Annotated in this window: 27 protein-coding genes; 4 read left to right on the forward strand and 23 right to left on the reverse strand. The window is 35.6% G+C overall.

The window, feature by feature from the left end; genetic code table 11:
• Nucleotides 1-31 precede the first annotated feature (31 nt).
• Nucleotides 32-1,819, reverse strand: coding sequence for an excinuclease ABC subunit UvrC (gene uvrC, locus RZ79_RS04225; protein ID WP_054450176.1), 1,788 nt, complete (start codon nt 1,817-1,819; stop codon nt 32-34).
• An 87-nt stretch (nt 1,820-1,906) separates the two neighbouring features.
• On the opposite strand from uvrC, the gene RZ79_RS07265 reads away from it, so the two are divergent.
• Complete coding sequence (locus tag RZ79_RS07265; protein ID WP_167540463.1) at nt 1,907-2,047, forward strand: SPJ_0845 family protein; 141 nt, start codon at nt 1,907-1,909, stop codon at nt 2,045-2,047.
• Nucleotides 2,048-2,087: 40 nt separating this feature from the next.
• Here the strand turns inward: RZ79_RS07265 and RZ79_RS04230 are convergent, their stop codons facing one another.
• The 8 genes from RZ79_RS04230 to rpsO all read right to left on the reverse strand — a co-directional run bounded on the left by RZ79_RS04230 (nt 2,088) and on the right by rpsO (nt 10,403).
• Nucleotides 2,088-2,360, reverse strand: coding sequence for a nucleoside triphosphate pyrophosphohydrolase family protein (locus tag RZ79_RS04230; protein ID WP_053795604.1), 273 nt, complete (start codon nt 2,358-2,360; stop codon nt 2,088-2,090).
• Nucleotides 2,361-2,951 carry a ribosome biogenesis GTP-binding protein YihA/YsxC gene (gene yihA, locus RZ79_RS04235; protein WP_053795605.1) on the reverse strand — a complete coding sequence of 197 codons (591 nt, stop codon included), beginning with the start codon at nt 2,949-2,951 and terminating at the stop codon, nt 2,361-2,363. It lies immediately after the preceding gene.
• A 143-nt stretch (nt 2,952-3,094) separates the two neighbouring features.
• On the reverse strand, nt 3,095-4,330 hold the full coding sequence (clpX, locus tag RZ79_RS04240) for an ATP-dependent Clp protease ATP-binding subunit ClpX (RefSeq protein ID WP_054450178.1): 1,236 nt from the start codon (nt 4,328-4,330) through the stop codon (nt 3,095-3,097).
• 140 nt (nt 4,331-4,470) lie between these two features.
• Entirely contained in the window at nt 4,471-5,775 is a 1,305-nt protein-coding gene (tig, locus tag RZ79_RS04245; RefSeq protein WP_034531735.1) for a trigger factor, read from the reverse strand.
• Between the two features lie 167 nt (nt 5,776-5,942).
• Nucleotides 5,943-7,130 carry an elongation factor Tu gene (tuf, locus tag RZ79_RS04250; RefSeq protein ID WP_054450182.1) on the reverse strand — a complete coding sequence of 396 codons (1,188 nt, stop codon included), beginning with the start codon at nt 7,128-7,130 and terminating at the stop codon, nt 5,943-5,945.
• A 188-nt stretch (nt 7,131-7,318) separates the two neighbouring features.
• On the reverse strand, nt 7,319-8,233 hold the full coding sequence (locus tag RZ79_RS04255; RefSeq protein ID WP_054450183.1) for a hypothetical protein: 915 nt from the start codon (nt 8,231-8,233) through the stop codon (nt 7,319-7,321).
• 28 nt (nt 8,234-8,261) lie between these two features.
• Entirely contained in the window at nt 8,262-9,953 is a 1,692-nt protein-coding gene (locus tag RZ79_RS04260) for a ribonuclease J (protein WP_054450185.1), read from the reverse strand.
• Between the two features lie 180 nt (nt 9,954-10,133).
• A complete protein-coding gene (gene rpsO, locus RZ79_RS04265) occupies nt 10,134-10,403 on the reverse strand; it encodes a 30S ribosomal protein S15 (protein WP_054450187.1) in 270 nt (89 codons plus the stop codon).
• A gap of 275 nt (nt 10,404-10,678) precedes the next feature.
• Between rpsO and rpsT the strand changes: the two genes are divergently transcribed.
• The gene (gene rpsT, locus RZ79_RS04270) at nt 10,679-10,927 is read left to right on the forward strand and encodes a 30S ribosomal protein S20 (protein WP_034531745.1); all 249 of its coding nucleotides are present in this window, start codon (nt 10,679-10,681) and stop codon (nt 10,925-10,927) included.
• Nucleotides 10,928-11,000: 73 nt separating this feature from the next.
• On the opposite strand, the gene holA is transcribed toward rpsT, so the two are convergent.
• The 13 genes from holA to RZ79_RS04335 all read right to left on the reverse strand — a co-directional run bounded on the left by holA (nt 11,001) and on the right by RZ79_RS04335 (nt 23,208).
• Complete coding sequence (holA, locus tag RZ79_RS04275; protein ID WP_054450189.1) at nt 11,001-12,029, reverse strand: DNA polymerase III subunit delta; 1,029 nt, start codon at nt 12,027-12,029, stop codon at nt 11,001-11,003.
• 2 nt (nt 12,030-12,031) lie between these two features.
• Nucleotides 12,032-14,077 carry a DNA internalization-related competence protein ComEC/Rec2 gene (locus RZ79_RS04280; RefSeq protein ID WP_054450191.1) on the reverse strand — a complete coding sequence of 682 codons (2,046 nt, stop codon included), beginning with the start codon at nt 14,075-14,077 and terminating at the stop codon, nt 12,032-12,034.
• Nucleotides 14,078-14,248: 171 nt separating this feature from the next.
• On the reverse strand, nt 14,249-14,728 hold the full coding sequence (locus RZ79_RS04285) for a ComE operon protein 2 (protein WP_034534666.1): 480 nt from the start codon (nt 14,726-14,728) through the stop codon (nt 14,249-14,251).
• A gap of 47 nt (nt 14,729-14,775) precedes the next feature.
• Nucleotides 14,776-15,441, reverse strand: coding sequence for a ComEA family DNA-binding protein (locus RZ79_RS04290; protein ID WP_054450192.1), 666 nt, complete (start codon nt 15,439-15,441; stop codon nt 14,776-14,778).
• 64 nt (nt 15,442-15,505) lie between these two features.
• Nucleotides 15,506-16,555: a SepM family pheromone-processing serine protease gene (locus tag RZ79_RS04295; protein ID WP_054450194.1), complete on the reverse strand. Its 1,050-nt coding sequence runs from the start codon at nt 16,553-16,555 to the stop codon at nt 15,506-15,508.
• Nucleotides 16,555-17,031: a pantetheine-phosphate adenylyltransferase gene (coaD, locus tag RZ79_RS04300; RefSeq protein ID WP_053795615.1), complete on the reverse strand. Its 477-nt coding sequence runs from the start codon at nt 17,029-17,031 to the stop codon at nt 16,555-16,557. Before coaD ends, RZ79_RS04295 begins: the two co-directional genes overlap by 1 nt.
• A gap of 2 nt (nt 17,032-17,033) precedes the next feature.
• Nucleotides 17,034-17,591 (reverse strand): 16S rRNA (guanine(966)-N(2))-methyltransferase RsmD, encoded by a 558-nt coding sequence (gene rsmD, locus RZ79_RS04305; RefSeq protein WP_054450196.1) that lies wholly within the window; start codon nt 17,589-17,591, stop codon nt 17,034-17,036.
• 13 nt (nt 17,592-17,604) lie between these two features.
• Nucleotides 17,605-17,883, reverse strand: a complete 279-nt coding sequence (locus RZ79_RS04310) for a DUF2129 domain-containing protein (protein ID WP_053795617.1) — start codon at nt 17,881-17,883, stop codon at nt 17,605-17,607.
• A 15-nt stretch (nt 17,884-17,898) separates the two neighbouring features.
• Nucleotides 17,899-19,053: an FtsW/RodA/SpoVE family cell cycle protein gene (locus tag RZ79_RS04315; protein WP_054450199.1), complete on the reverse strand. Its 1,155-nt coding sequence runs from the start codon at nt 19,051-19,053 to the stop codon at nt 17,899-17,901.
• A 192-nt stretch (nt 19,054-19,245) separates the two neighbouring features.
• Nucleotides 19,246-21,084 carry a translational GTPase TypA gene (gene typA, locus RZ79_RS04320; RefSeq protein ID WP_034531758.1) on the reverse strand — a complete coding sequence of 613 codons (1,839 nt, stop codon included), beginning with the start codon at nt 21,082-21,084 and terminating at the stop codon, nt 19,246-19,248.
• 109 nt (nt 21,085-21,193) lie between these two features.
• A complete protein-coding gene (locus RZ79_RS04325) occupies nt 21,194-21,985 on the reverse strand; it encodes an inositol monophosphatase family protein (RefSeq protein WP_054450201.1) in 792 nt (263 codons plus the stop codon).
• A 21-nt stretch (nt 21,986-22,006) separates the two neighbouring features.
• Nucleotides 22,007-22,282: a UPF0223 family protein gene (locus RZ79_RS04330; RefSeq protein ID WP_162200345.1), complete on the reverse strand. Its 276-nt coding sequence runs from the start codon at nt 22,280-22,282 to the stop codon at nt 22,007-22,009.
• 8 nt (nt 22,283-22,290) lie between these two features.
• Nucleotides 22,291-23,208 (reverse strand): Rossmann-fold NAD(P)-binding domain-containing protein, encoded by a 918-nt coding sequence (locus tag RZ79_RS04335; RefSeq protein WP_054450204.1) that lies wholly within the window; start codon nt 23,206-23,208, stop codon nt 22,291-22,293.
• A gap of 137 nt (nt 23,209-23,345) precedes the next feature.
• On the opposite strand from RZ79_RS04335, the gene def reads away from it, so the two are divergent.
• The gene (def, locus tag RZ79_RS04340) at nt 23,346-23,909 is read left to right on the forward strand and encodes a peptide deformylase (protein WP_034531763.1); all 564 of its coding nucleotides are present in this window, start codon (nt 23,346-23,348) and stop codon (nt 23,907-23,909) included.
• Nucleotides 23,910-23,940: 31 nt separating this feature from the next.
• Here def and RZ79_RS04345 read toward each other — a convergent pair whose 3' ends face one another.
• A complete protein-coding gene (locus RZ79_RS04345; protein ID WP_054450206.1) occupies nt 23,941-24,387 on the reverse strand; it encodes a hypothetical protein in 447 nt (148 codons plus the stop codon).
• Nucleotides 24,388-24,547: 160 nt separating this feature from the next.
• On the opposite strand from RZ79_RS04345, the gene RZ79_RS04350 reads away from it, so the two are divergent.
• On the forward strand, nt 24,548-24,763 hold the full coding sequence (locus RZ79_RS04350) for a DNA-directed RNA polymerase subunit epsilon (protein ID WP_034531766.1): 216 nt from the start codon (nt 24,548-24,550) through the stop codon (nt 24,761-24,763).
• Nucleotide 24,764 lies beyond the last annotated feature (1 nt).

Below are 24,764 nucleotides of genomic sequence, written 5' to 3' on the forward strand. Positions count from 1 at the left end.
CTTTATTTTTGAAGACCGTAAACAGTCCACATCATTTTTCAATATTATTTAATGAGTATTTGATATTCTTTGCTGTTTTGGTATTAATCCCCAACGCCTCAATTTCGTTAATTGGCGCGTTGGCAATTTTCTTCATTGTCTTAAACTTGTTCAACAACTTACTTCTAGTCTTTGGTCCAACTCCCTCGATTGTATCAAGTTCCGAGCTAAGTGAGTGCTTAGTGTGAACTTTGCGATGGAAGTTAATCGCAAATCTATGAACTTCGTCTTGAATTCTTTGAACAAGATAGAATGCCTGACTCTTTGGATTCAACGAAATATGTTCATCCAATTGTCCAAACAATAAGTCGGCAGTCTTATGCTTATCATTCTTAACCATTCCGGCAACCGGAATTTCCAAACCTAATTCGTTTTCCAAAACATCCTTAACGGCGTTCAATTGGATTTCTCCACCATCCATTAGGATTAAGTCTGGTAAGTCAGCATGTTCCTTCAAAAGTCTTGTATATCTTCTTCTAATAACTTCTCTGGTACTTGCTGCTTCATCAGCGTGATCTTCGTTTTGGAGTTTGTACTTACGATAAGCATTCTTATTTGGTTTACCATCCACGAATTGAATCATGGCTGAAACAATGTCAGCCCCTTGAATGTGTGAGTGGTCAAAGGCTTCAATCGTTTTAGCTGAAGAAATGTTCAGGGCAACCGCTAATTCTTCGGCAGCGCCCTTAGTCTTGATGTTATCCAATTCCATTAAACGGAACTTTTCATCCAAGACTAGCTTGGCGTTCTTTTGTGCCATATCGATTAAGTCTTTCTTTTGACCCCTTTGTGGAACTCTCACCGGTGTTCCAATCGCTTCTGAAATCAAATCAGCATCCAAAGTTTCAGGAATCAAGACTTCCCTTGGTGTTTGGTGATTTTCTTCAGAGTAGAACTGACCGATAAAGTCTTCCATTGTTTCAACGGGGTCATCGACAATTGGAAAACTACGCTTAACTCGTTTCAATAAACGAGCTTGTCTGATAAAGAAGATTTGAATTGAAATCCATCCATGGTTCACATAGTAATTGAAAATGTCACGAGGTGTGGTGTCATTTGAAATAATCTTTTGTTTTTCCACAGTGATTTCGATGTACTTTAATTGGTCCCTGATTTCGGCAGCGCGTTCGTATTGTAATGAATCCGCAGCAATCTTCATCTTTTCAGTTAACATCTTCTTGGCAATTCCCACATCACCATTTAAAAACGACTTAATGTGGCGAATTTGGTTTTGGTATTCAGACTTAGGAACCTTTTTAAAACAAGCTCCTAAACATTGTCCCATGTGATAGTAAAGACAAGGTCTGTGTTGATAACCATTACATCTTCTCAGTGGATAAACCTTTTGTAAGAAGTGCAACGTTTCATCAGCAGCGTATACGTTTGGATATGGACCAAAGTAGTATCCACCGTCTTTTTTAATAGTATTAACAATTTTTAGTTGTGGATCACGTTCGTTTGTAATCTTGATGTATGGGTATCCACCATTACCTTGTTTTAATTGAATATTATAGTAAGGTCGATGCTTTTGAATCAATGTGATTTCTAGTAGGAATGCTTCTTTATCATTAGTAGTAATAATGGTTTCGAAGTCCCTAATTTGTGAAACCAACTTGGCTGTCTTTCCCTCATGGCTACTCTTAAAGTATGACCTAACACGATTCTTTAGATTTTTTGCCTTACCAACATAAATGATTTTACCTAATTTATTCTTCATCAAATAACATCCAGGTAAATCTGGTAATAATCTAAGTTTATGCTCAATGTGTGAAGTTGCCATTTTATCACCTCGTTTGAAAAAACACTTCAATATGACAAATTCGATTTAATTTGCTATCATATACCATAAATAAGGAGATGCATAATTATGGGTTTAAATATTCAACGTAACAACGACTTAAATGCTATGTTCGATAAGTTTGCCAAACTGGACACTAAGAACGAAGATCGCGATAAATTTTTAAAACGTAAAGATAAAAAATCAACCGATAAAAAGAAAGAAAAATAATATAATTTAGGCATCACAATTAAATTGTGATGCCTATTTTTTATTGTTTATTTAGGCGGTTAATATTGAATTCAGCAATTTCTTCAAAATCAATATTGTTCCATTCTGCAACTTGAGATAGGTACCAAAGTACGTCACCCATTTCCTTAACAAGCTTTTCACGATCTAGTGAATCGCCATGGAAAGTGTACTTCTTAACTAGGTCAACAACTTGACCGGTTTCACTAGCTAATCCTAGTGCACAGTTAGTTAAGACTTGTTCATTTCCGTGTAATGTTTTATTTGCAGCTTTTTGGTATTCGTTAAATTCCAATTATTTTACCCCCGTTTTATTTTCGATCCATTTCCAAACTTCTTCTTTTCCGTACTTACTTAAAGCAGAGAATAATTGTATTTCATCACCGTCGTTTAAGTCAACCGTCTTGTTCAAAATACTTACTTCTTTATTCCACTTGCTCTTAGGAGTCTTATCCATCTTAGTAGCCAAGACTAAAGTTGGAATGTCATAGTATTTTAGAAACTCGTACATTTGCAAATCATCTTGACTTGGTGCACGTCTACCGTCAATTAATAAAACAACCCCTTTTAGTTGTCTTCTAGTGGTTAGATATGTTTCAATCATTTCTCCCCATTTAGCACGTTGTGCCTTTGAAATTTTCGCATAACCATAACCTGGAATATCAACAAAGAATAGTTTTTCGTCTAAGTTATAGAAGTTCAATGTTTGAGTCTTTCCTGGCTTGTTAGAGGTTCTAGCATAACCGTTACGGTTAATTAACACATTGGTTAAAGAAGATTTTCCCACATTGGAGCGACCAACCAATGCAATTTCTGGATATCCATTACTTGGGTATTGTTTGGGTTCCACCGCACTGATATCGATATTGACGTTGTGTACATCCATCTTAATTCACTCGTTTCTGTAATTTTATATATCAATTCTACCATAAAAAAGGCATCTTCATAAATGCATTTACCACAAAAATAACTTTTAATTATTTAAAAAATAAAAGGCCCTACAGTACTAAACACTGTAAGGCTTTTTTATTATTGAGCTTCTTTTACAATCTTTGGTTCTGCTTTTTTCAAAACAGAGTCAGCAGTAACGATAACTTTCTTAACATCTTTATCGCTTGGTACTTCATACATGATATCTCTCATGGTATCTTCCATGATTGATCTCAATCCACGGGCACCGGTCTTTCTTTCGATGGCTATGTGAGCCATTTCCTTTAGGGCATCGTCTTCGAATTCTAATTCGACACCATCGATTGACATTAGTTTAACGTATTGTTTAACCAATGCATTCTTAGGTTCGGTTAAAATCCTAACCAAGTCTTCTTCGCTTAACTTGTTTAAAGCAGTAAGAATAGGCAAACGACCGATAAATTCAGGGATTAGACCGAATTGTAGCAAGTCACTTGGGATAACGTGTTGCATAATGTTATCATCGTTAACTTTAGCTGCTTCACTGGAATCAGTACCGAAACCAATGGTCTTGTCTCCTAAACGATGTTTTACGATGTCTTGAATACCATCAAAGGCACCACCAACGATGAATAAAATGTTCTTAGTATCAATTTGAATCATTTCTTGTTGTGGATGCTTTCTACCACCATTAGGTGGAACACTAGCAACAGTACCTTCTAGGATCTTCAATAGTGCTTGTTGAACACCTTCACCGGAAACATCACGTGTGATTGAAACATTTTCTGATTTCTTAGCAATCTTATCAATTTCATCAACGTAGATGATTCCCTTTTCAGCTCTTTCAACATCAAAGTCAGCATTCTGAAGTAGCTTTAATAAGATGTTTTCAACGTCCTCACCTACATAACCAGCTTCGGTAAGAGTTGTAGCATCTGCAATTGCAAATGGAACGTTTAAAATACGAGCTAGTGATTGAGCAAGGTATGTTTTACCTGAACCAGTAGGTCCAATGATTGAAATATTACTCTTTTGTAGTTCTGTATCGTCGTCATCATCTAAGTTATTAACACGCTTGTAATGGTTATATACAGCAACTGCTAAGGTTTTCTTAGCTTCATCTTGACCAATTACGTAATCATTTAACTTATCAACGATTTCCTTTGGACTTAATGACTTGATTGTTGTATCAGTATTTTCTTGTGCTAATTCTTCGTCGACGATATCTTTACATAAATCGATACATTCATTACAAATGTATACGCCAGGTCCCGCGACGATTTTCTTTACTTGATCTTGTGATTTACCACAAAAAGAACAAGTAATGGGGCCTTTTCCTTCATTATCTTCAAACAAAAACTTCACCCCTATATAATTCCGATATTATTCTAAATAATACCACATTATTAATGTTGATAACATCATAATGCTTTAGTTTAAAAAAGGTCCAATTAACGAATTGTTAACTGGACCTTTAATATTAACAAAAATCGAAATTATTTGTTAATTTTTGACTTTGGTTCTTGTTTTGCGTTGTCAGTGATTAACTTAACAGCGTTTTGGATTGAAATATCATGTTTCAACATGTCTTCAGTTAAAGCACCACGTACGGCTTCTTCTTTCATACCGTATTGAGCAGCTAAGTCCTTAACTTGTTGATCAATTTCTTCTTGTGAAGGAACGATGTTAGCATCCTTAACAATTGCTTCTAATACAAGGTTAGTCTTCACACGTTCGTCAGCACCTTGAGCAAATTGTTTCTTCAAGTCTTCTGGCTTAGTACCAGTTAGTTGGAAGTACATTTCAGCATTGATACCTTGTTGTTGCATGCTTGCAAGGTATTGATCCATTTGACGTTGAACGTCTTCATCAATCATTGCTTGAGGAATTTCTTTAACAGTAGCATTTGCTACAGCACCCTTAATAGCTTCGTCTTCAACTTGAGTTTCACCTTCGGCCTTCTTTTGGTCCTTTAGTTGGTCCTTAATCTTAGCCTTTAGTTCTTCTAAGCTGTCAACATCTTCGTCAACATCCTTAGCAAATTCGTCATCTAGTTCAGGCATTTGCTTTTCTTTAACTTCGTGAATCTTAGTCTTGAAAGTAGCTTCTTTTGATGCTAATTCTTTAGCTTGGTAATCTTCTGGGAAAGTTACCTTAACATCAACATCTTCACCAGCTTTGTGGCCAACTAGTTGGTCTTCAAATCCTGGGATAAATGATTTTGAACCTAATTCTAGTGAGTAGTTAGTTGCTTGGCCACCATCAAATTGTTTGCCATCAACGTAACCATCAAAATCGATAACAACAGTGTCACCGTTTTCAGCAGCCTTGTCTTCTTTTAGAACAAGTTCTGCTTGGTTCTTACGCATGTCTTCAATCTTAGCGTCTACATCTTTTTGGTAAACACGAGTGTTTGGTTTTTCAACAACGATTCCTTTGTAATCACCTAGTTCTACATCTGGCTTAACAGTAACGTTAGCTTTTAGAACCCATGGTTGATCCTTTTCTAGACTATCAATGTTAACTTCTGGTTGAGCAACTGGTTCAATGCCAGTTTCCTTGATAGCTTCACTGTATGCTTCTGGTAAAAGAATGTTTAAAGCGTCTTGGTATAGAGCTTCTTCACCGTACATTTCGTTAAATACTTGGCGTGAAACTTTTCCCTTACGGAAACCAGGAACAGTGATGTTTTTCTTGTTCTTGTTGAAGGCTTGATCTAAACCTTCTTTTACTTTGTCAACACTAATTTCGAATGTTAGTTCACCGTCATTAGTGCCTTTTTTTTCCCATTTAGCTGACATTATTTTCCCTCCGACATGAAAATATAATTTTTTACAATTTTCTTCTAATTGCGCACCTCTATATTTTAACGTAACACAAGTAAAAAGTAAATAATTATAGGTCTTTCGCTTATTTTTATGTACAAAAAAAGATCCAGATAAAATCTGAATCTCTTTTTTAGAATTGATTATTCTTCGATGTCTGAAACAACACCGGCACCAACAGTGTGACCACCTTCACGAACAGTGAACTTAGTTCCCTTTTCGATGGCAACTGGCTTAGTTAGCTTAACGTCAAATTCAACGTTATCACCAGGCATAACCATTTCAACACCGTCTTCTAGTTCGATAACACCAGTAACGTCAGTAGTGTGGAAGTAGAATTGTGGACGGTAGTTTGAGAAGAATGGAGTATGACGTCCACCTTCTTCTTTACTCAAAGCATATACTTGAGCTTTGAATTCAGTATGAGTCTTGATTGAACCAGGAGCAGCGATAACTTGACCACGTACAACTTGGTCACGGTTTACACCACGAAGTAACATACCAACGTTATCTCCGGCTTCACCTTCGTCAAGAGTCTTACGGAACATTTCTAGACCAGTAACAGTAGTCTTTAAGATGTCTTCAACAAGACCGATGATTTCAACTTCGTCACCAATCTTAACAACACCACGGTCGATACGTCCTGAAGCAACAGTACCACGACCAGTGATAGTAAATACATCTTCAACAGGCATTAGTAATGGTTTTGAAGCATCACGTTCTGGAGTTGGGATGTATTCGTCAACGATATCCATTAAGTGTAAGATAACATCTTTTTGTTCTTGGTCGTCTTGTAGAGCCTTTAGAGCTGAACCACGAACAACTGGAATATCATCACCAGGGTAATCGTATTCTGAAAGTAATTCACGTACTTCCATTTCAACTAAGTCAACTAATTCATCATCGTCAACTAAGTCAGTCTTGTTTAAGAATACAACGATGTATTCAACACCAACTTGGCGAGCTAGAAGAATGTGTTCACGAGTTTGTGGCATAGGACCATCAGTTGCGGCAACAACTAGGATGGCACCATCCATTTGAGCGGCACCAGTGATCATGTTCTTAACGTAGTCAGCATGTCCTGGGGCATCAATATGAGCGTAGTGACGCTTTTCAGTTGAGTATTCAACGTGAGCAGTGTTGATTGTGATACCACGTTCACGTTCTTCTGGAGCAGCATCGATTTGAGCGTAATCAGAAGCGTCTGCTAGACCCTTTTCTGAAAGCACTTTAGTGATAGCTGCAGTTAAAGTAGTCTTACCATGATCAATATGGCCAATAGTACCAATATTTACATGGGGTTTTGTTCTTTCATAATGTTCTTTTGCCATTTATGAAAACCTCCTATAAATTTCGAAAGATTTGAATTAGCAAATGCCAACTCATCTTTATGATTTATTATACTACATCTTCTCAAAAAGACAAAATCACATATCAGTCTCAAGAAGAATTCCTTTAATATTATAGCTACTGTATTTTTATTTGTAAACACAAAAAAAGCATATTTAACAATTTTATTCTATTTAATTGAATTAAATTGTCGCTTTATAATTTCGATTAATTTTACATAATCATCATTATCGTCTTCAGTGTACTCTTTTGCTCTTAGATATGCCTGTATTGACAGGTCATACCATCTATTTGCATCCAGAATTATTTCATCATTGAATGGGTACATCAAAATTGATTGATGTTGGAAATAACTACTCAATAACATGAACTTTTCCGGATCCATCATATACTCGTCAGTTAATCGATTAAAGATAAATTGATATGAGTTCATATCTTGAAGTGATTTAATTTCACCCATCTTAACTTTCTTTGTTTTTCCATCAATCCACATCATGTCGACGACTTCATTTGAACCGACCTTTCTTAACGTGTCGATTACCTCTGCTTTAATCACAGATTGGACAAATGGATCCATCAAAACAAAGCGACTGTATTTTAAAAATTCATCGTATGGTAAATGCTGTCCATTTAAAAACGATTCTTTTTGCCAATACATCGTTTGCTTACTACTTATATGGTAGAACTTTTGTGCAAGTTGATGAATTTCTTCACTTGAATTACTTCTAAAAGAAGCTTCGCTTTCTTCAATTAGCTTTAAGCCATCATTATAATAGCTATCGTTAGCTTTAAATGTTTCAACAATTTCTCTAGATTTAATGTATTCATTATTCTTCAATAACACATTAATCATCAATAAAAAGTCATGATCGTTTGTAGTAAACGCATTTGGATTTTCCATGACTTCTTTTCTTGCTTCAACATATTGCTTCAAGCTAAAAAGAGATTGAACTAATAATACTTCAATCTCATCGCTTGGCTGATCTTCTAAGTAATTTTTGGCTTTGTTAATAGCTAGTTGATATTGTTTATCATCAATATTCGATGCAATATCCTTGGCTATTTGTGAACTATATTCATCCATTAAAATCACTCCGAATAATTAACCTTATTTATTTTTGTGGGCGCTTCTTTTTATGATGTTGGTTTACTTCCATAATAACTGGAAGAATTACCGGACGACGTTTGGTCTTATCAAATAAGAAGTGACTGATTTTTTCTCTTACGGATTGCTTCAAGTGGCTCCAATCAAATTCCTTGTTATCAAGGTTTAATTGAATGGTCTTAGAAACAATTTCAGCTGCTTCATTCATTAGGTCCTTGTTTGACTTAACGTAAATGAATCCTCTTGAAGTTATCTTAGGACGAGAAATGATAATCTTTTTCTTTCTGTCGATTGTAACAACAACGATGAAGATACCATCTTCTGATAACACCTTACGGTCACGTAAAACGATGTTACCAATGTCTCCGACACCGATACCATCAATCATAGTGTTACCAGCTTCAACGGCGTTACCATGGTGGAATTTAGCACCATCGTATTCGATAGTTTCACCCTTGCTTAGGATTAGAATCTTATCTTCGTCTACACCCATGTTAGTAGCAGCACGTTTGCTTTCGTTCATCATCATGTATTCACCACTAACTGGAATGAAGTATTGTGGTTTTAACAAGCTGATTAGCATTTGGATGTCTTCGGCACTTGCGTGATCAGAAACATTTAGGTCGTTTGAAATAACCTTAACTGTACCGTCAGCTTGGTATACCATGTCATCGGTCTTAGCCATACTGTTATCCATTGCTGGAGATGGTGAAGTAACGATTAGTACAACGTCACCGGATTCGATGTTGATATCCTTTTGTTGTTGAGCAGCCATTCTTTGAACTAGCTTGATTGGTTCACTAACTGGATTAGTTTCCAACACAACAATTTCGTCGCTTTCAAGCTTCTTTAGTTCTTCGATGTCTTCAATTAATAACCCTTCTGCTACATTAATGTATCCAGAATCAATTGCTAACTTAACTTTGGCATCTAGGTGCTTACCAACAAATACTTTTCTTTCAGACTTTGCAGCTGCATCAAATACTTGTTGAATTCTTAATAGGTTAGCAGAGTTAGCTGCAACAATCACACGACTCTTACTATCTTCAAATGTATCAAAGATGTATTGGCTAGCTTGAATTTCGTTTGCCATTGGGAAAGGATTATCCGCATTTTGTGAATCTGCTAGTAAAGCGATAACCTTCTTATTACCAACCTTTGCAATTGAACTGTAATTAGTTGCAAAACCGTTACGTAATGCTGGATCAAATTTAAAGTCACCAGTGTATACGATTTGGCCTTCTTCAACAGCCAATGAAATTCCCATTGAGTCAGGAACTGAGTGACTAGTCTTAAAGAAAGTAACTGTAACGTCATCAAAAAGAATTTCACTCTTTTCATTGATTACGTTGAAGTTGTTAAACTTCTTTGATCTTTCATTATTCTTAACTTCGTACTTAGCCATTTCAATGGTTAGCTTTGATCCGAATACCGGAACATCGAATTCGCTGACGAAATATGGTAGTGCGCCAATTGAATCCATGTCACTATTAGATAGGAAAACTCCGATAATCTTTTCCTTGTTTTCACGTAAGTATGTGAAATCAGGAATAACTACATCAATTCCTAACATGTCATTTTCGGGGTATTTTAGACCGCAATCTAAAACATAAATCCCATTGTTAATCTCAACGGCATATAGGTTCTTGCCACTCTCCCTTACTCCTCCTAAGGGAATGATTTTTACACTATTTTTCATGATTCACCTCATATAATTTTATGTATATTTTTATTATGAAATAAAATAATTATTTTCAATACGATCTCATTTAACTATCTATAGTGTATCATACTTTTAAATTGAATAATAACTGATAAGTGAATATATGTATGTATAAAAAAATGGAACCACTCATAGAGCAGTTCCATTTTAAAAATATTAACGACGTAGACCTAAACTCTTGATTAAATCACGGTAACGTTGAACATCTTTGTTACGTAAGTATCTTAGTAAGTTACGACGGTGACCGATCTTCTTCAACAAACCACGTTGTGAATGGAAATCTTTCTTGTGTTCTTTCATGTGACCATTAATTTCATTAATGTCAGCAGTTAGTACAGCAATTTGTACTTCAGCAGAACCAGTGTCACCATCATGTCTAGCATACTTCTTGATGATGTCGTTCTTTTCAGCTTGTGTTAGAGCCATTGTGTTTCCCACCTTTCAAAAGTAAATATACCAGATACTGAGTAAAGCGCCAGATGAGAGCAGCGACAAAACTAAGTATCGGTACCGTAGTTTTAAACTACGTTAATTATACTACTATGATTACCTGAAAATAGCAAGGTAATATCCTTATTAATGTAATCGGAGAAATCCGAATTATATAATTCTATTGCTTTTTTAAGTTGTCTTTTGTATAATAAAAGTCGTTGAAATTTAAGGATTTTAAATAAAATTCGACTTTTTTGGAGGTGAATTTCATGCCTGTTATTAAATCTGCTATCGAACGTGTAAAAACTAATGAAAAAGCAAACAAACGTAACGCATCTCAACTAAGCAAGATGAGAACTGCTGTTAAGAAGTTTGAAAAAGCTGATGCTAACGCTGACAACCGTGAAGAACTATTCAACAACGCTGTTAGTGCATTAGACCATGCTAAGTCAAAGGGCTTAATCAAAGCTAACACTGCTGCACGTAACAAATCACGTCTAGCTAAGTTAAACAAGTAAAAAGAACTCAGTTTTAACTGAGCTTTTTTTATTCCTAAAAAAAGGACATCTCTTTTGAGATGTCCTTTTTTGTTTATCCAATTTGATTGTCGACAAATTTCAAAGTGAACATTTGAAATAGTAGTTCTGGTGATTCAGGTGTTGATTTTAGTTTTTCTTCCACATCAACTAATCCCAAATAGGCATCCCTTAAACTACTAAATTGATACTTACGCACATTTTGCATCGCTAGTTTCACTCTAAATGGATGAACCTTTAGCTTTTCTGCAATGTTTCCCTGACTGTACCCCTTACGACTTAATACATTTACCTGTAGTAATAGTCTGAATTGAGACAACAAGACCGCATTGATTTGTAATGGTTCTTGATCCTCTACGATTAGGTTACGGTATAAATCAATGGCGTTTTTGGAATCCTTTTTCATTACGTAATCAATTAAATCAAAAACGTTTTGATCCAATGACTTGGCAACCAAGCTATCGATACTGTTCTTAGTAATGAGTTTATCCTTTTGACAGTATAGGAATAACTTAGGAAGTTCGTTCATTGCGGATGATAAATCGTTAGATACTCTGCCTAGTAATTCTTGAAGGGCATCTCCTTCTACCGTATAGCCATTACTCTTAATGTTGTTAGCAACGTATGATTGGATGGCGCGATCATCTAGTTTGGTTAAATCAATTACCTCTGCATTGTTTTTCAACTGCTTGGTAACCTTTTTTCTAGAATCTAGTTTTCCATATGGTGCCATAATGACCATAACCGTACTATCAACTGGATGGTTAACATATTCAATAAAACTATCGATGTCATGATCTAAGGTCGACTTGCTACGTTCACCGGTTAAAAAGTACGGATTGTTTACAACAACCAATCGCTTTTCACCAAAGAATGGCAAACTTTCAGCATCCCCCACGGCAGTGGCAATGTTTTGACTTTCCATGTCATAGCTAGCGAAGTTCATGGTTCTTTCTTCTTTTGGAATTAATTCCACAAAGTGTTTTTTAATTTCATTAATTAAATAGTCTTCTTTACCTAACACTAGATATATTGGGTTGATATTATTGTTTTTAATTTGTGTTAATAGTTCGTTTACTTTCATTACTATTCCCCTTGCAATTTAAATATCCAGTGATTTCCTAATAATCCATATTTATATGATATCATACCCTGTTTTTGTGTGTTCACGTATGCTAAATTATTATCCTTTAATCTTTTCAGTGTTTCAACACTCGGATGGTGATATCGGTTGTTCCTACCGGCGGAGATAATTGATATTTTGGGATGAATGAATTTTAAAAAAGCATCACTGCTAGAGGTATTACTGCCATGATGACCCAGTTTCAAATAATCCGCTTTTAGCATCGGATATTTTTGCATGATGTCACTCTCACCACTAGATGGTAAGTCACCCATAAACAGCCAACTGCGATTTCCTTTTATTGTTCCTAAGACGACCGAGTCCTCGTTTTTACCAAGGCCACTTTCAAAGGGATGATAAATGTTAAACGAAAAATCAGGTATCTTTTGGTCTGCTTTAACCAACACTAGTTTTGTTTTATTCAAATAAGGACGGATTTTTCTCATTATCGATGGATTATTCTGCAAACCATCCCCGACAATAATCCGATCGACATTTAAATCCGCTAAGATTGCGGGAATATCCCCAGTGTGATCAGCGTCTTGATGACTCAACACCAGATTATCAAGATGGTTAATACCGATACTCTTTAGATAATTAATCGACGTTTTTTCCGACTGATAGGTCACTTTACTATTTTTTCTGCGACCAAATTGCAGCTTACCACCCGTATCAATCATGGTGATTGAATGGTTAAGCGGTTCACGAATTAAGATGCTATCACCCTGACCAACATCGAAAAAGGATACCTCACCCTGAACTGGATAGTGAATATACATAAATGTGATTAGATACATACATAGTAGCATCAACACCCTTTTTAAGTTAACCCTATCGATTACCAACAAAGTCATTACAAATAATATTGTTGCCACATACAGATTGGGTTTACCAAAATTAATCTGCCCAGGTAAAGCCCCCAGCCAATTTACGACAGTATCAAAACTGTTCAATATCACCGCCACCAACGAACTAAACCATTCGCCAATTGGGTACGTAATGACCGCGATTAATATCATTGGCATAATTAACGCCGAAAATATCGGAATCACCAGATAGTTGGCCAGCATCGTTAGAGTATGCCACTGAAATAACTTGTAGATAATAAAGGGCAAACTGACTAGGTTCATCATCACCGTTTGCTTTAGCGGTCTCATTTTATTCGTATAAATCAATCCGAATGCCAGAGCATAACTTAGTTGTGAACCAAACTGTAACAACATCTCCGGCTCAATTATTAAATTGACCATCAAGGTAATCGAAAAAACATCCAAACCGGTCAATCGCTTCTTTAGTATTAATGCGATAATGCCGATTTCAACCGTTAATATCGACCGCATCAATCCAATCGATGATCCGGCAATGACGAAATATGTTGGCAGAAATATCAAGGTAATCCACCGAGTCTTCTCCCTGGTAATACGGAATAGTCCCAGTATCATTTTCAATAGGTTCACGATGTAGAAGACATGCAAACCGGAAATACTAAATAAGTGAATGAGCCCCAATGTCTTCACACCAGATAGTTCGTCATTGAATGAAGTATCCATGACACCTAGAAATAGACTGCTGGCGTAGAGGTTCAAGGGATGTGGTAATTGGTTCGTGTATTTCAGCATTAGCATCCGTAAATAATGAAGCATATCGATGATTGAAAAACGATGTTGTTCTACTACACTGTTGAGCTGCTTAACCGTCAATCGACTATAGACACCCATACTCTCGTAGTATTCCTTGGCATCAAACTGGTTAAAGTTTCTGGCCTCATCAAATGGCTGGGAGACTCCAGAAACATTGATGACAATTGGTTTAAAATATTGCTTTACCCTCTTTGCGTCATTGCCGTAGATCATTATCTGCTTACCGGTATCAGTAATAGTGCCGATACCATAAAATGAGTCGTCACTGTACTTAATATTGTCTGGATAAATCAAAACACTTTTCGTTACCGTTTGTTGTCCTTGAATTTGATTAGCCTGATTTTGTTTATATCTATACCAGAAAACCAAACAAAAAATAACCACCATGACGGTGGTTATTTTTATTACTAACGCGTTTTTTAATCGAATGATCCGAATCATCCATAGACAAAAAAGCAATAGACCGAGCTTTAAATCACCAAAGAAAATAATGCTTAATATTCCAATCGAAATCGATGGAAAAATATATAAATTATTAATTTATTTTGGTAAATAAGAGCTAAATTCAATTTGTTTGATTGTTTCTTCATCCAAGATTACTTGATTCAATTCGACATTATTTTGTTTAATTAATGACAATGCATATTCATCATTGTGGTAGTTTCTTAGGTAGTTAATCTTTTTGATTCCCGCTTGTAATAATACTTTGGTACAAGGAAGACATGGGAAATCAGTTACATAGATTTCTGAACCATCGGTTGATTCACCGAATTTGGCACATTGAGAAATGGCGTTCATTTCGGCATGAATTGTTCTTAAGCAATGGCCGTCTCGCATGTAACACCCAACATCAATACAGTGTTCATCGCCCGCAACTGATCCGTTATAACCACCAGCAATAATACGTTTATCTCTTACGATGGTTGCTCCAACAGAAAGGCGGTTACAGGTCCCGCGTGTTGAAAGTAAAACAGCTTGTAGCATGAAATATTGATCCCATGGAATTCTGTGTTTAGTCATAATTAATTACTCTCCCTCTTTTACTACTAATCATAGTATAGCAAAGATTACACTTCTAAAGAATCTTTTAATCTTTCAAATGTCTTATCACCAAATCCACTAATATGTTTAATTTCCTCAATTGAATGAAAACCGTTGTGTTGATTGCGATAATTAATTATCTTTTGTGCTTTCTTTTCACCGACGCGGTCAAGTCTTTGAAGTTCGTTTAGATCCGCTGTATTCAAATTAATTTTGACATTATTAGCAGGATTTCCTGTGATCATATTGTTCGAACTAGCAAAAGATGAACTCCTGGATGCACCTTTTTTATTAACAACGACAACATCTTGGTCGTTTAATACTTTGGCTAAGTTAACACTTTGTTCATCGGCATCTGCCTTGAAGCCGCCCGCTTCTTTGATGACGTCGGTAACACGGTTGTTGGATGGAATTTGGTAAACGCCGGGATGCTTAACCTCTCCTTTAACATCAATGTATAGGTTTCCCGAAGCACTACTTTGGCTTTTATAAGAAGATGATGAAGCCACAACACTACTTTGTTCTGAATAATCTGTTGCTACATTGTTAGCGTCATTGCTGTTTTGGTTCATAATTAAAATAATAACTAACCCTAAACTAAAAGCGATGAGCAATAGACCAATCAAAATTTTATATGCATGTTCTTCAATTATTTCTTTTATCTGCGTTGAAAAATCTAATATCTTATTCACCGTTTCCTCCTTTCTAAAACTTAGATACGAAAAAAGGAATGTAATTTATTCAATTACATTCCTTTTATTTTATTTTTTTCAATGCATTTAAAGCATCACTGAATGAAGTTACCGGAATAACTTTCATGTTTGGTGCATACTTCTTCGCTGTTTTAACAGCAAGTTGGTAATTAGTCATATGTTGATCTTCATACTTAAGCACTTCTTTGGTTGGCTTAACGTATGGTGCTAAGAAATACTTAGCGCCAGCATCTCTGGCAGCGATAATCTTCTTATCGATTCCGCCAATTTCACCAACGTTACCATTTTCATCAATTGTTCCAGTTCCAGCAATATTTTGTGAGTGCCTGATATTTTGTTGGGTTAGTTGACCATAGATTTGAAGTGAGAACATCAATCCGGCAGATGGTCCGCCCACTTCACCTGGATTAACATCAATTGGTATCTTAGTAGAAACCTGATTGTCATCAGATAAAATAATTCCAATCCCAGCTTGATTAGTTCCTGCTAGCTTGTATAGTTTTCTAGTTATTTTAATTTTTTTCTTATTACGGTAAACCGTTAAAGTCATCTTTGACCCAATCTTCTTAGACTTTACATAGTTTCTAAACTGCGCAGAACTTTTAAACCTGTGCCCGTTCAAAGAAACAATGGAGTCACCAGCCTTGATTTGATTGTAGAAGTTAGACTTACTATCAACAGCTAGCACGTAGATACCACGATATTTCAAATAAACATCTTTTTTGGCGTAATGAAAGGCATTATAAATTGCGTTGTTGATTGCACTTTCCATGTAAACATTTTGCAGATTGATATAACTTTGTTGATCTTGGTTACCAGTTACATCGCTAATGCTTTCAATTGTTTGGTGCGGATTAAATTTAGCAACAACGTATGATGCAATTGATGCTTGTGATTCACTCACCGTGGTAAACATAAATTTGCCTTTGAACTTATCACTATGTCCCTTGATTGAAACAACCGGTTTTAAATTAGGAGCTGTTCCGGGACTTTCAATATACTTTGGTAGAAATGGAATATTAACAAAAATCGCAAGTGCAGCAATTGCCACAAAAAGTGCGATTAATTTATTCCGTCTGTTATTTTTAAACATTAACTTAACTTCTCTTTCAATGCCGTAGCAACGTTTTGTGGTACATAAGGAGTAATATCTCCGCCAAAATGAGCAATTTCCTTAATTAAACTAGATGAAACAGATTGAAACTCTGGACGTGTAATCAAAAAGACTGATTCGATTGTATTATCCAAGTTGTAGTTCATTGAAGCAATTGAGCTTTCAGCATTAAAATCACTGGAATTACGAAGTCCTCTGACAATTACGGTTGCTCCTACCTGTTCGGCAAGATCCACTGTTAATCCGTCAGCAGAAGTGACTGACACATTTTTAATTCCTTCAATGTTGGGTTTAATTAAACTCATTCTTTCATCATAACTAAAAACACCATTTTTACTGGTATTCTTTGCCACAGTAACGACAACCTCATCAAACATCTTACTTGCGCGCTTAATTAAATCCAGATGTCCCTTAGTCAATGGGTCGAAGCTTCCCGGGAAGATTGCTTTTGTCATAACTATCCCCTCTTCATTCTGTAAATAGAAATAATGGTAATTCCATACTTCTTTTGTTTGACCATGTCATAACCTTCTACATCGTCTTTTAAAACAACATTATCATCAGTTTCACAAATGACAATTCCATCATCATTAAGTAATTCTTTTTCCTTAATGATATTTAGTTGATCGACCATCTTTTGGTCTTTGTATGGCGGATCCAAGAAAATGTAGTCAAACTTATCATTTTGATCAGCAAAACGTTTTAATGCCATATCTGAATCCATCTTGTAAATTCTAAATGCATCCATTTCCTTGGTCATCTTAACGTTTTCTTTGATAGTCTTGATTGCTAGATATTGGTGGTCTACCAACACCGCACTATCAAATCCTCTAGATACTGCCTCGATTGCAACCGAACCAGAACCTGCGTATAAATCTAAAAATGACCCACCATTGAAAAATGGGCCAATCATATTGAATAAGGATTCTTTCACTTTATCGGTTGTTGGTCTTGTCTTACTACCTGGCACAGGTTTAAGGTTTCGACTACCAAATTTACCTGAAACAACTCTCATTTATCCAAACTCCTTAATAATCTTCATCATCATCAACATCTTCGAAGTCACCTTCAAGTGATAGTTCACTCGAAAGTTTTTCGTAAGGCGTTTCTTCAATTTTTTTCACAATTTTTAAACTACTAATTTTTTCTTTAATCCAATCGTAGTTATCAGCATTTACATACATAACCACGTAGTGCATTTTTTGTGAGACATAATATATTAAGCCATATTTTTTCAATTGCCTGACTTGTTTAGTTGAATAAACATAAACAATTAAGCTTTTTCTGTTTTCGATTGTATCTGTCAAAAAATTCCCTCCACTTTAATAACGGATTCTTCTAGTTTTTTGAGTTTTTTGTTTTGCACTAATTACCAAAATCATTCCAATACACAATGCTAAGGTTAACATACTAGATCCACCATAACTAATGAATGGGAAAGTAACCCCGGTGATTGGTAGTAAACCAATTACACCACCTACGTTGAAATATGCTTGAACCAACATGTATGTTCCAACACCATAACAAATTAATGTATCGTATGTATCGTTTGAACGAATACCTAATTGGAATGCTCTAACAATAATTGTAAGTAATAGGAATAAGATGAACAATACACCAATTAGTCCTAATTCTTCGGCGATAATCGCCATGATAAAGTCGGTATTTGGTTCAGGTAGGTACCCAGTCTTTTGAATACTGTTTCCTAAACCAACACCAAAGATTCCACCATTACTTAATGCGTAGTAAGAATTAACCAATTGTTGTCCAATTCCGTTGGCGTATTTAAACGGATTACTGTAAGCAGTGATACGTTGGATTTGGTAAATACTTGTTCCGTCTTTAAATACAAAGGATAAGATTTTTAGCGATATCCATCCGAATAATAATCCAGCAGATGTAAGTAATGTTGCACCTCGCCAATTAACTCCGGATCCAAATAGGATTGCAAACATAATTGCTAAGTTAATAACGGTACCACCCAAGTCGGGTTGGATAAAAACAAGGAACAACATAACAAATATTGAAAAAACTTGGACATGTGTTCTTGATTTTTCACCATTAATGATTCGATCTTCTCTAGAAGCCAAGAATTGAGACATTCTTAAAATAATATAAACCTTGGCAACTTCGGCTGGTTGCACATGCAAAGGACCGATTGGAATCCATCCGGCAGAACCGTTAACTGAATGTCCAAATGCCTTTAGCAAGATCAAGGCACCAAATAATGCAAAAAAGAAAATCCCTAAAAATTTAGCTTTTCTGACAAATTGATTGTTTCCAGCCAAACAAATCAGAATAATCACTATACTGACTACCACAAACATACTTTGTTTGATTAAATATCCAGTGGGTGTTCCACCAATTTGCGTTGAAACGTTTGAACTCGCTGAATAAACCATAATTATTCCAATTACGGATAGTAGTAGAAATGGAACGAAAATGTAGTAGTCCATTGCGTTAATATTAAATTTCATTCTTTTCCAGTGCTCTGATATATGCCACTTGTGACAATACTCGGCGATTTTGCTTATCATATTTTTACATCTCCAACGTAACCTTTTAATATAACTAACATTATAGCATATCTACACTATTTGCTTTAGTATTTTAAAGACAACAAAAAAGGATGGACAAATTGTCCATCCCTTTTATTAAATGCTAAATTATTAGCTGTTGTGACGCTTGCGCTTAGCTTGCTTTTCACGTTCGTTAGTGTTTAGAATTTCTTTTCTTAGGCGAACGTTTTCTGGAGTTACTTCACAAAGTTCATCTTCGTTCAAGAACTCTAGTGATTCTTCTAGAGTTAAGTGTTGTGGTTCCTTAATCTTAGCAGTTTCATCCTTAGCAGAAGCACGAACGTTAGTCATTTGCTTACCCTTAGTGATGTTAACTGAGATATCGTTGTCACGACTGTTCTTACCAACAATCATACCTTCGTATACTTCAGTACCTGGATCTACGAAGATAGTACCACGGTCTTCGATACCCATAGTAGCATAAGTAGTAGTCTTACCTTCGTTAATTGAAACTAAGGCACCGTTTCTTCTACCTGGGTTCCAGTTCTTGATAACTGGTTGGTAACTATCGAATGTGTGGTTCATGATACCGTAACCACGAGTGATTGATAGGAATTCAGTTGAGTAACCGATTAAACCACGAGAAGGTGCAAGGAATGTCAAACGAGTTTGGCCGTTTCCAACACTTTCCATGTTTTGCATGTTACCTTTTCTTTCAGATAATGTTTGGATGATAGTACCTGAGTATTCATCAGGAGTATCGATTTGAACTGATTCGAATGGTTCACATTGTTGACCATCCACTTCTCTAATAATAACTTGTGGACGAGAAACTTGTAGTTCGTAACCTTCACGTCTTAAGTTTTCAATTAAGATTGATAAGTGAAGTTCACCACGACCAGATACAGTCCATGAACCTGGTTGGTCAGTTTCTTCAACACGTAGAGAAACATCAGTGTGTAATTCTCTTTCTAGACGATCTTGTAGTTGACGAGCAGTAACAAACTTACCTTCTTTACCAGCAAATGGTGAAGTGTTTGTACCGAAAGTCATTTGTAGAGTTGGTTCGTCAATTCTTAGAATTGGTAGAGCTTCTTGATTTGATGGATCTACAACAGATTCACCAACGTTGATTTCTTCCATACCTGAAACGGCGATTAAGTCACCAGCTTTAGCTTCGTTGATATCTAATTTCTTTAGACCAAAGAATCCCATAAGCTTTGTAACACGGAAGTTTTGAGTTGAACCATCAAGCTTCATAACAGTAACGTTATCCCCAACCTTGATAGTACCTCTAAATACACGACCAATACCAATACGACCAACGAAGTCATCATAATCAAGCATAGCAACTTGGAATTGTAATGGTTCATCTGAGTTGTCGATAGGAGCAGGAATAGCCTTGATGATAGTGTCAAATACAGGCTTCATAGTGTGTTCTTGAGTTGATAGATCTTCATCGTAACTTGAAGTACCGTTCATAGCTGAAGTGTAGATAACAGGGAAGTCTAGTTGTTCATCATCAGCACCTAATTCGATGAATAGGTCTAATACTTCATCAACTACTTCACTAGGACGTGAACCTGGACGGTCAACCTTGTTAATAACAACAACTGGAGTTAGGTGTTGGTCTAAAGCTTTCTTTAAAACGAAACGAGTTTGTGGCATAGTTCCTTCAAAAGCATCAACAACTAGTAGAACACCATCAACCATTCGCATGATACGTTCAACTTCTCCACCGAAGTCAGCATGTCCTGGTGTATCCAAGATGTTAATTTGTTTATCTTGGTATCTAACGGCAGTATTCTTTGAAAGGATTGTGATACCACGTTCCTTTTCAATATCGTTAGTATCCATGGCACGATCATCAATTTGAACGTGTTCGTCTAAAGTATCTGATTGCTTTAGTAATTCGTTAACCAAAGTTGTCTTACCGTGGTCAACGTGGGCAATAATAGCAATATTTCTAATATCGTCTCTTGTCTTCATTATTAGTTTCCTTCCCTTCGAAGCATAAATATTTGTTTCTTTAATACTTAGCAACTCGGACCAAGTTTATTACATTAAATAATTAAATTTGCATAAAAAAACTGTGACATCAGTCACAGTCAGAACCGTACTTAACAATATTAAGTATGTCCTTTTGTGCAATCTTCGTCGCTACCAATACAATGTCTGATGATACCACATCAATTATATTTCCGTCAATATCAGACACCTTAATACCAAGCGTATCACAAAGCACTTTTCCAGCTGCAATGTCCCATGGCTTTAAAGTGGAAATATATCCCACTAGTTCGCCCTTCAAGACAGCAATAATCTGGATGCCGGCACTACCATATATTCTGGCACCTTCACTGGCTTTAGAGATTGCTTGCATATTTTTCTCATTATTTATTAATAATGGTCCACTCAATCCCATTAATCCTTCTGATAAAGAAATATCTTCTGGTGGATTAATTTCGGTATCATTTTCATAAACTTTACCATCCCAATTGTGATAAAGTTTATCATTCATAACATCTAAAATATAGCCAAGCTCTTCTTTGCCATCGATGTATAAAGCTAACATTATCGCAAAATGGTTGTGCTGCTTTACAAAGTTCATTGTTCCATCGATTGGATCAACTATCCATACGTGGCCATCTAGATTGGTAACATCATCCCCAAAGCCCTCTTCACCAAGGATGTGAGCTTCTGAATCAAATTCCCTAATCTTTTTGATAAAGAACCGTTCGTTTGATTTATCGACATCGGTAACCAAATCAGTTCGACTAGACTTAGTGGAAACATCATGAATCTGATTAAGTGAACTAACGGTGAATTCACGAATTTCTTTAAACCAAGACTGAATCGCCTCGTCTGCGTTTTTTAACCATAAATCATTCATACATATCTTCCTTAAAACAAATTACATTCTTATGTTTTTAGTCTTAGCCTTAGCGGCTGCTTGAAAAGTTCTATAAATGCTGTAATCAGAGATGCTTTGAAAATCACGGTCGATTTGTTTTTGTTCCATTTTAGCCGGATTAATCTCTCTAAAACGGTTGTATAGCTTTACAACCTTTTCAGCATTAACACCATTGGCATCTTCGTACGCACTTTCCACAGCATTGTATAAAGCCATCATGTCCATTAATTCTTCTTTGGACCAATCAGGAAAAATTGGATAAGAATAGTTATTCATAATCATTCCTACTTACTTTCTAAAATTTCATCAATTATTTCATTAGTATATTGTTTGGCATCATCGAAAGCTTGTTTTTCTTTGTCAGATAATACTAATTCTACAGTTGGGACCAATCCGGTTTGGTTTAACATGATTGGTTCACTTGTCACTGCTATTCTACCATCTATTTGACTAACATGTCCTACACTTGCTAAACACGAATTACCCATGTAAAAGGCATCCAGAATTACTCCAATTGCCTTTGCTTGGATTACTTCATCACAAGGTGTGTCGGATTTATTAATGAAATCTTCTGCTTTGGCGAAGATTTCAGTGCTAAACATATTGTTAGGGTTGGCTAGGTAGGTCAGAATTGGTGATTGACCAATGTATGTCCTACTCCATGAGATTAAGTTCTTGGATTCACTACCTAATACACTGACGTTAATATCGGATAAACTGATATCAAAGTAACGACGTAGTGCGTGTTTTAATAGTAATGTCTTTGCTAGCATCCCTGTTGATACAACCTTGTTATTTTCTTTACCGGAAAACTTGGTTGCAAAGTATGCGAAGACTTCATCATGAAAACCATTAACGATAATCTTTCCGCTAAACCCTTCCTTAATAACTTGATTTAGCGACTTTCTAAAGTGATCTAAGTAAGGTGATAAGAATGAAGTAACTTCACTTTTTTCTTCAACTGTTTCCTTTGGAAAATCGTATAGGTACATGTACCCATCAAAATCATGATAATCCATTTTGTCATCCGCTAATTTGACTTCAAAATGTTCACATAGCAAATTGGATTGAAGTTGATTAATAAAATCATTCATCTTTAAATTTGCGATAGTTAGGTTAACTGGATAATCCACTAAAATCATGAATTCAATTAGTGATTCAATTCTTTTCTGCTCTCCATCAACTACCAAATTAGTTTTCATAATGAGCCTCCGTTTAATTTAGTACCTGTAATTATACCATTTTCTAGAAATAAGCAACTCTTATGTATCACATTAGTATCATATAATTCCCGTTATTATGTTATAATATAATAATAAACTTTTGGGAGGTCATTTAAGTGATACTAATGAAAGACATCGTTCGCGATGGAAATAAAGTATTAAGACAACAAGCTAAACAAGTTAAATTTCCACTTAGCGCGGAAGATAAAAAATTAGCTGAAGATATGATGGAATATCTTGAAGTAAGTCAAGATCCTGAACTTTGTGCCAAATATAAATTAAGAGCTGGAGTTGGTCTAGCTGCACCTCAAGTTGGTGTGTCAGAAATGATGGCTGCTGTACTAGTTCCAAACGACTTTGAAGGTGAAGGCGAACCAATCTTTAAGGATGTCATTATCAATCCTGTCATCCTATCAAGCTCAGTTCAAAGATGTGCTATCACTGAAGGTGAAGGCTGTCTATCAGTTGACGAAGACGTTCCTGGCTTCATTCACCGTGCTGCTAGAATTACCCTTAAGTATCAAGACGTTGAAGGTACTGAACACACAGTTAGACTTAAAAACTATCCTGCAATTGTTTGCCAACACGAAATTGATCACTTACACGGAACTCTATTCTACGATCACGTTGATAAAGAAAACCCATTCTCAAAAGTGGACAATGACTTGTTCATCGAATAATCAAAAAAGACCTAACATTTTGTTAGGTCTTTTAATTTACCTTATTTAATTGGCGCATATCTAATACATACTCGTATGTCGCTGCATTTAATAGGTATGCTAAATCAACATGGACCTGATTGTCCCTTACAAACGAATCGGTTAACACCACTTCATGGTTAAACCTTTTCGACTGATTTGCTTCATCAATTGCTTCTTTAATTTTATTAATTAGTTTATCGCTTAATTCGTCAGTTTGGTATTGTGAAATCACATATTCAAACGCATATATGTTTCTTCCCCAAATATTGGACAAATCATGAACTTCTATAATTTCTTTTTTTTCCTTTTCTAAGAGGTTATTAACTAATCCATTTAATATTTTTAATGTTTGATTGTGACCTTTGTCAATTGGTCGAGTAATGAAGAAATAATGGATCAAATTGTACGCTATAACAGCTACAATAAAGCCAATTACGATTTCTAAAAAAAGTGGCAAAATCATCGCCTCCTCGTAAATATTATCTGATTTTATTCTATCATTTTATCAAATTATTGGTTACTATACTTATCATTATTAATATGATAAAATTAAAAACAATTAGATGTGTATTACACAATCGATCGGTAAAAAAACATAGAAGGAGATTTTAATTTTTATGATATTTAAAGTTTTATACCAAGAAGATACTAAGGCTAATCCTAAGAGAGAATTCACAAAATCACTTTATGTAGACTGTGATACAGAAGTTGAAGCAAGAGAACTTATTGACAAGAACACTGATCACAATATCGAATTCATTGAACCTCTTGAAGGTAACCACTTGGCTTACGAACAAAAGAGCCCAGATTTTAAAATTACGGAGTTTAAATAAT

The sequence above is a fragment of the Apilactobacillus kunkeei DSM 12361 = ATCC 700308 genome, from assembly GCF_001281265.1.
Classification (GTDB): Bacteria; Bacillota; Bacilli; order Lactobacillales; family Lactobacillaceae; genus Apilactobacillus; species Apilactobacillus kunkeei.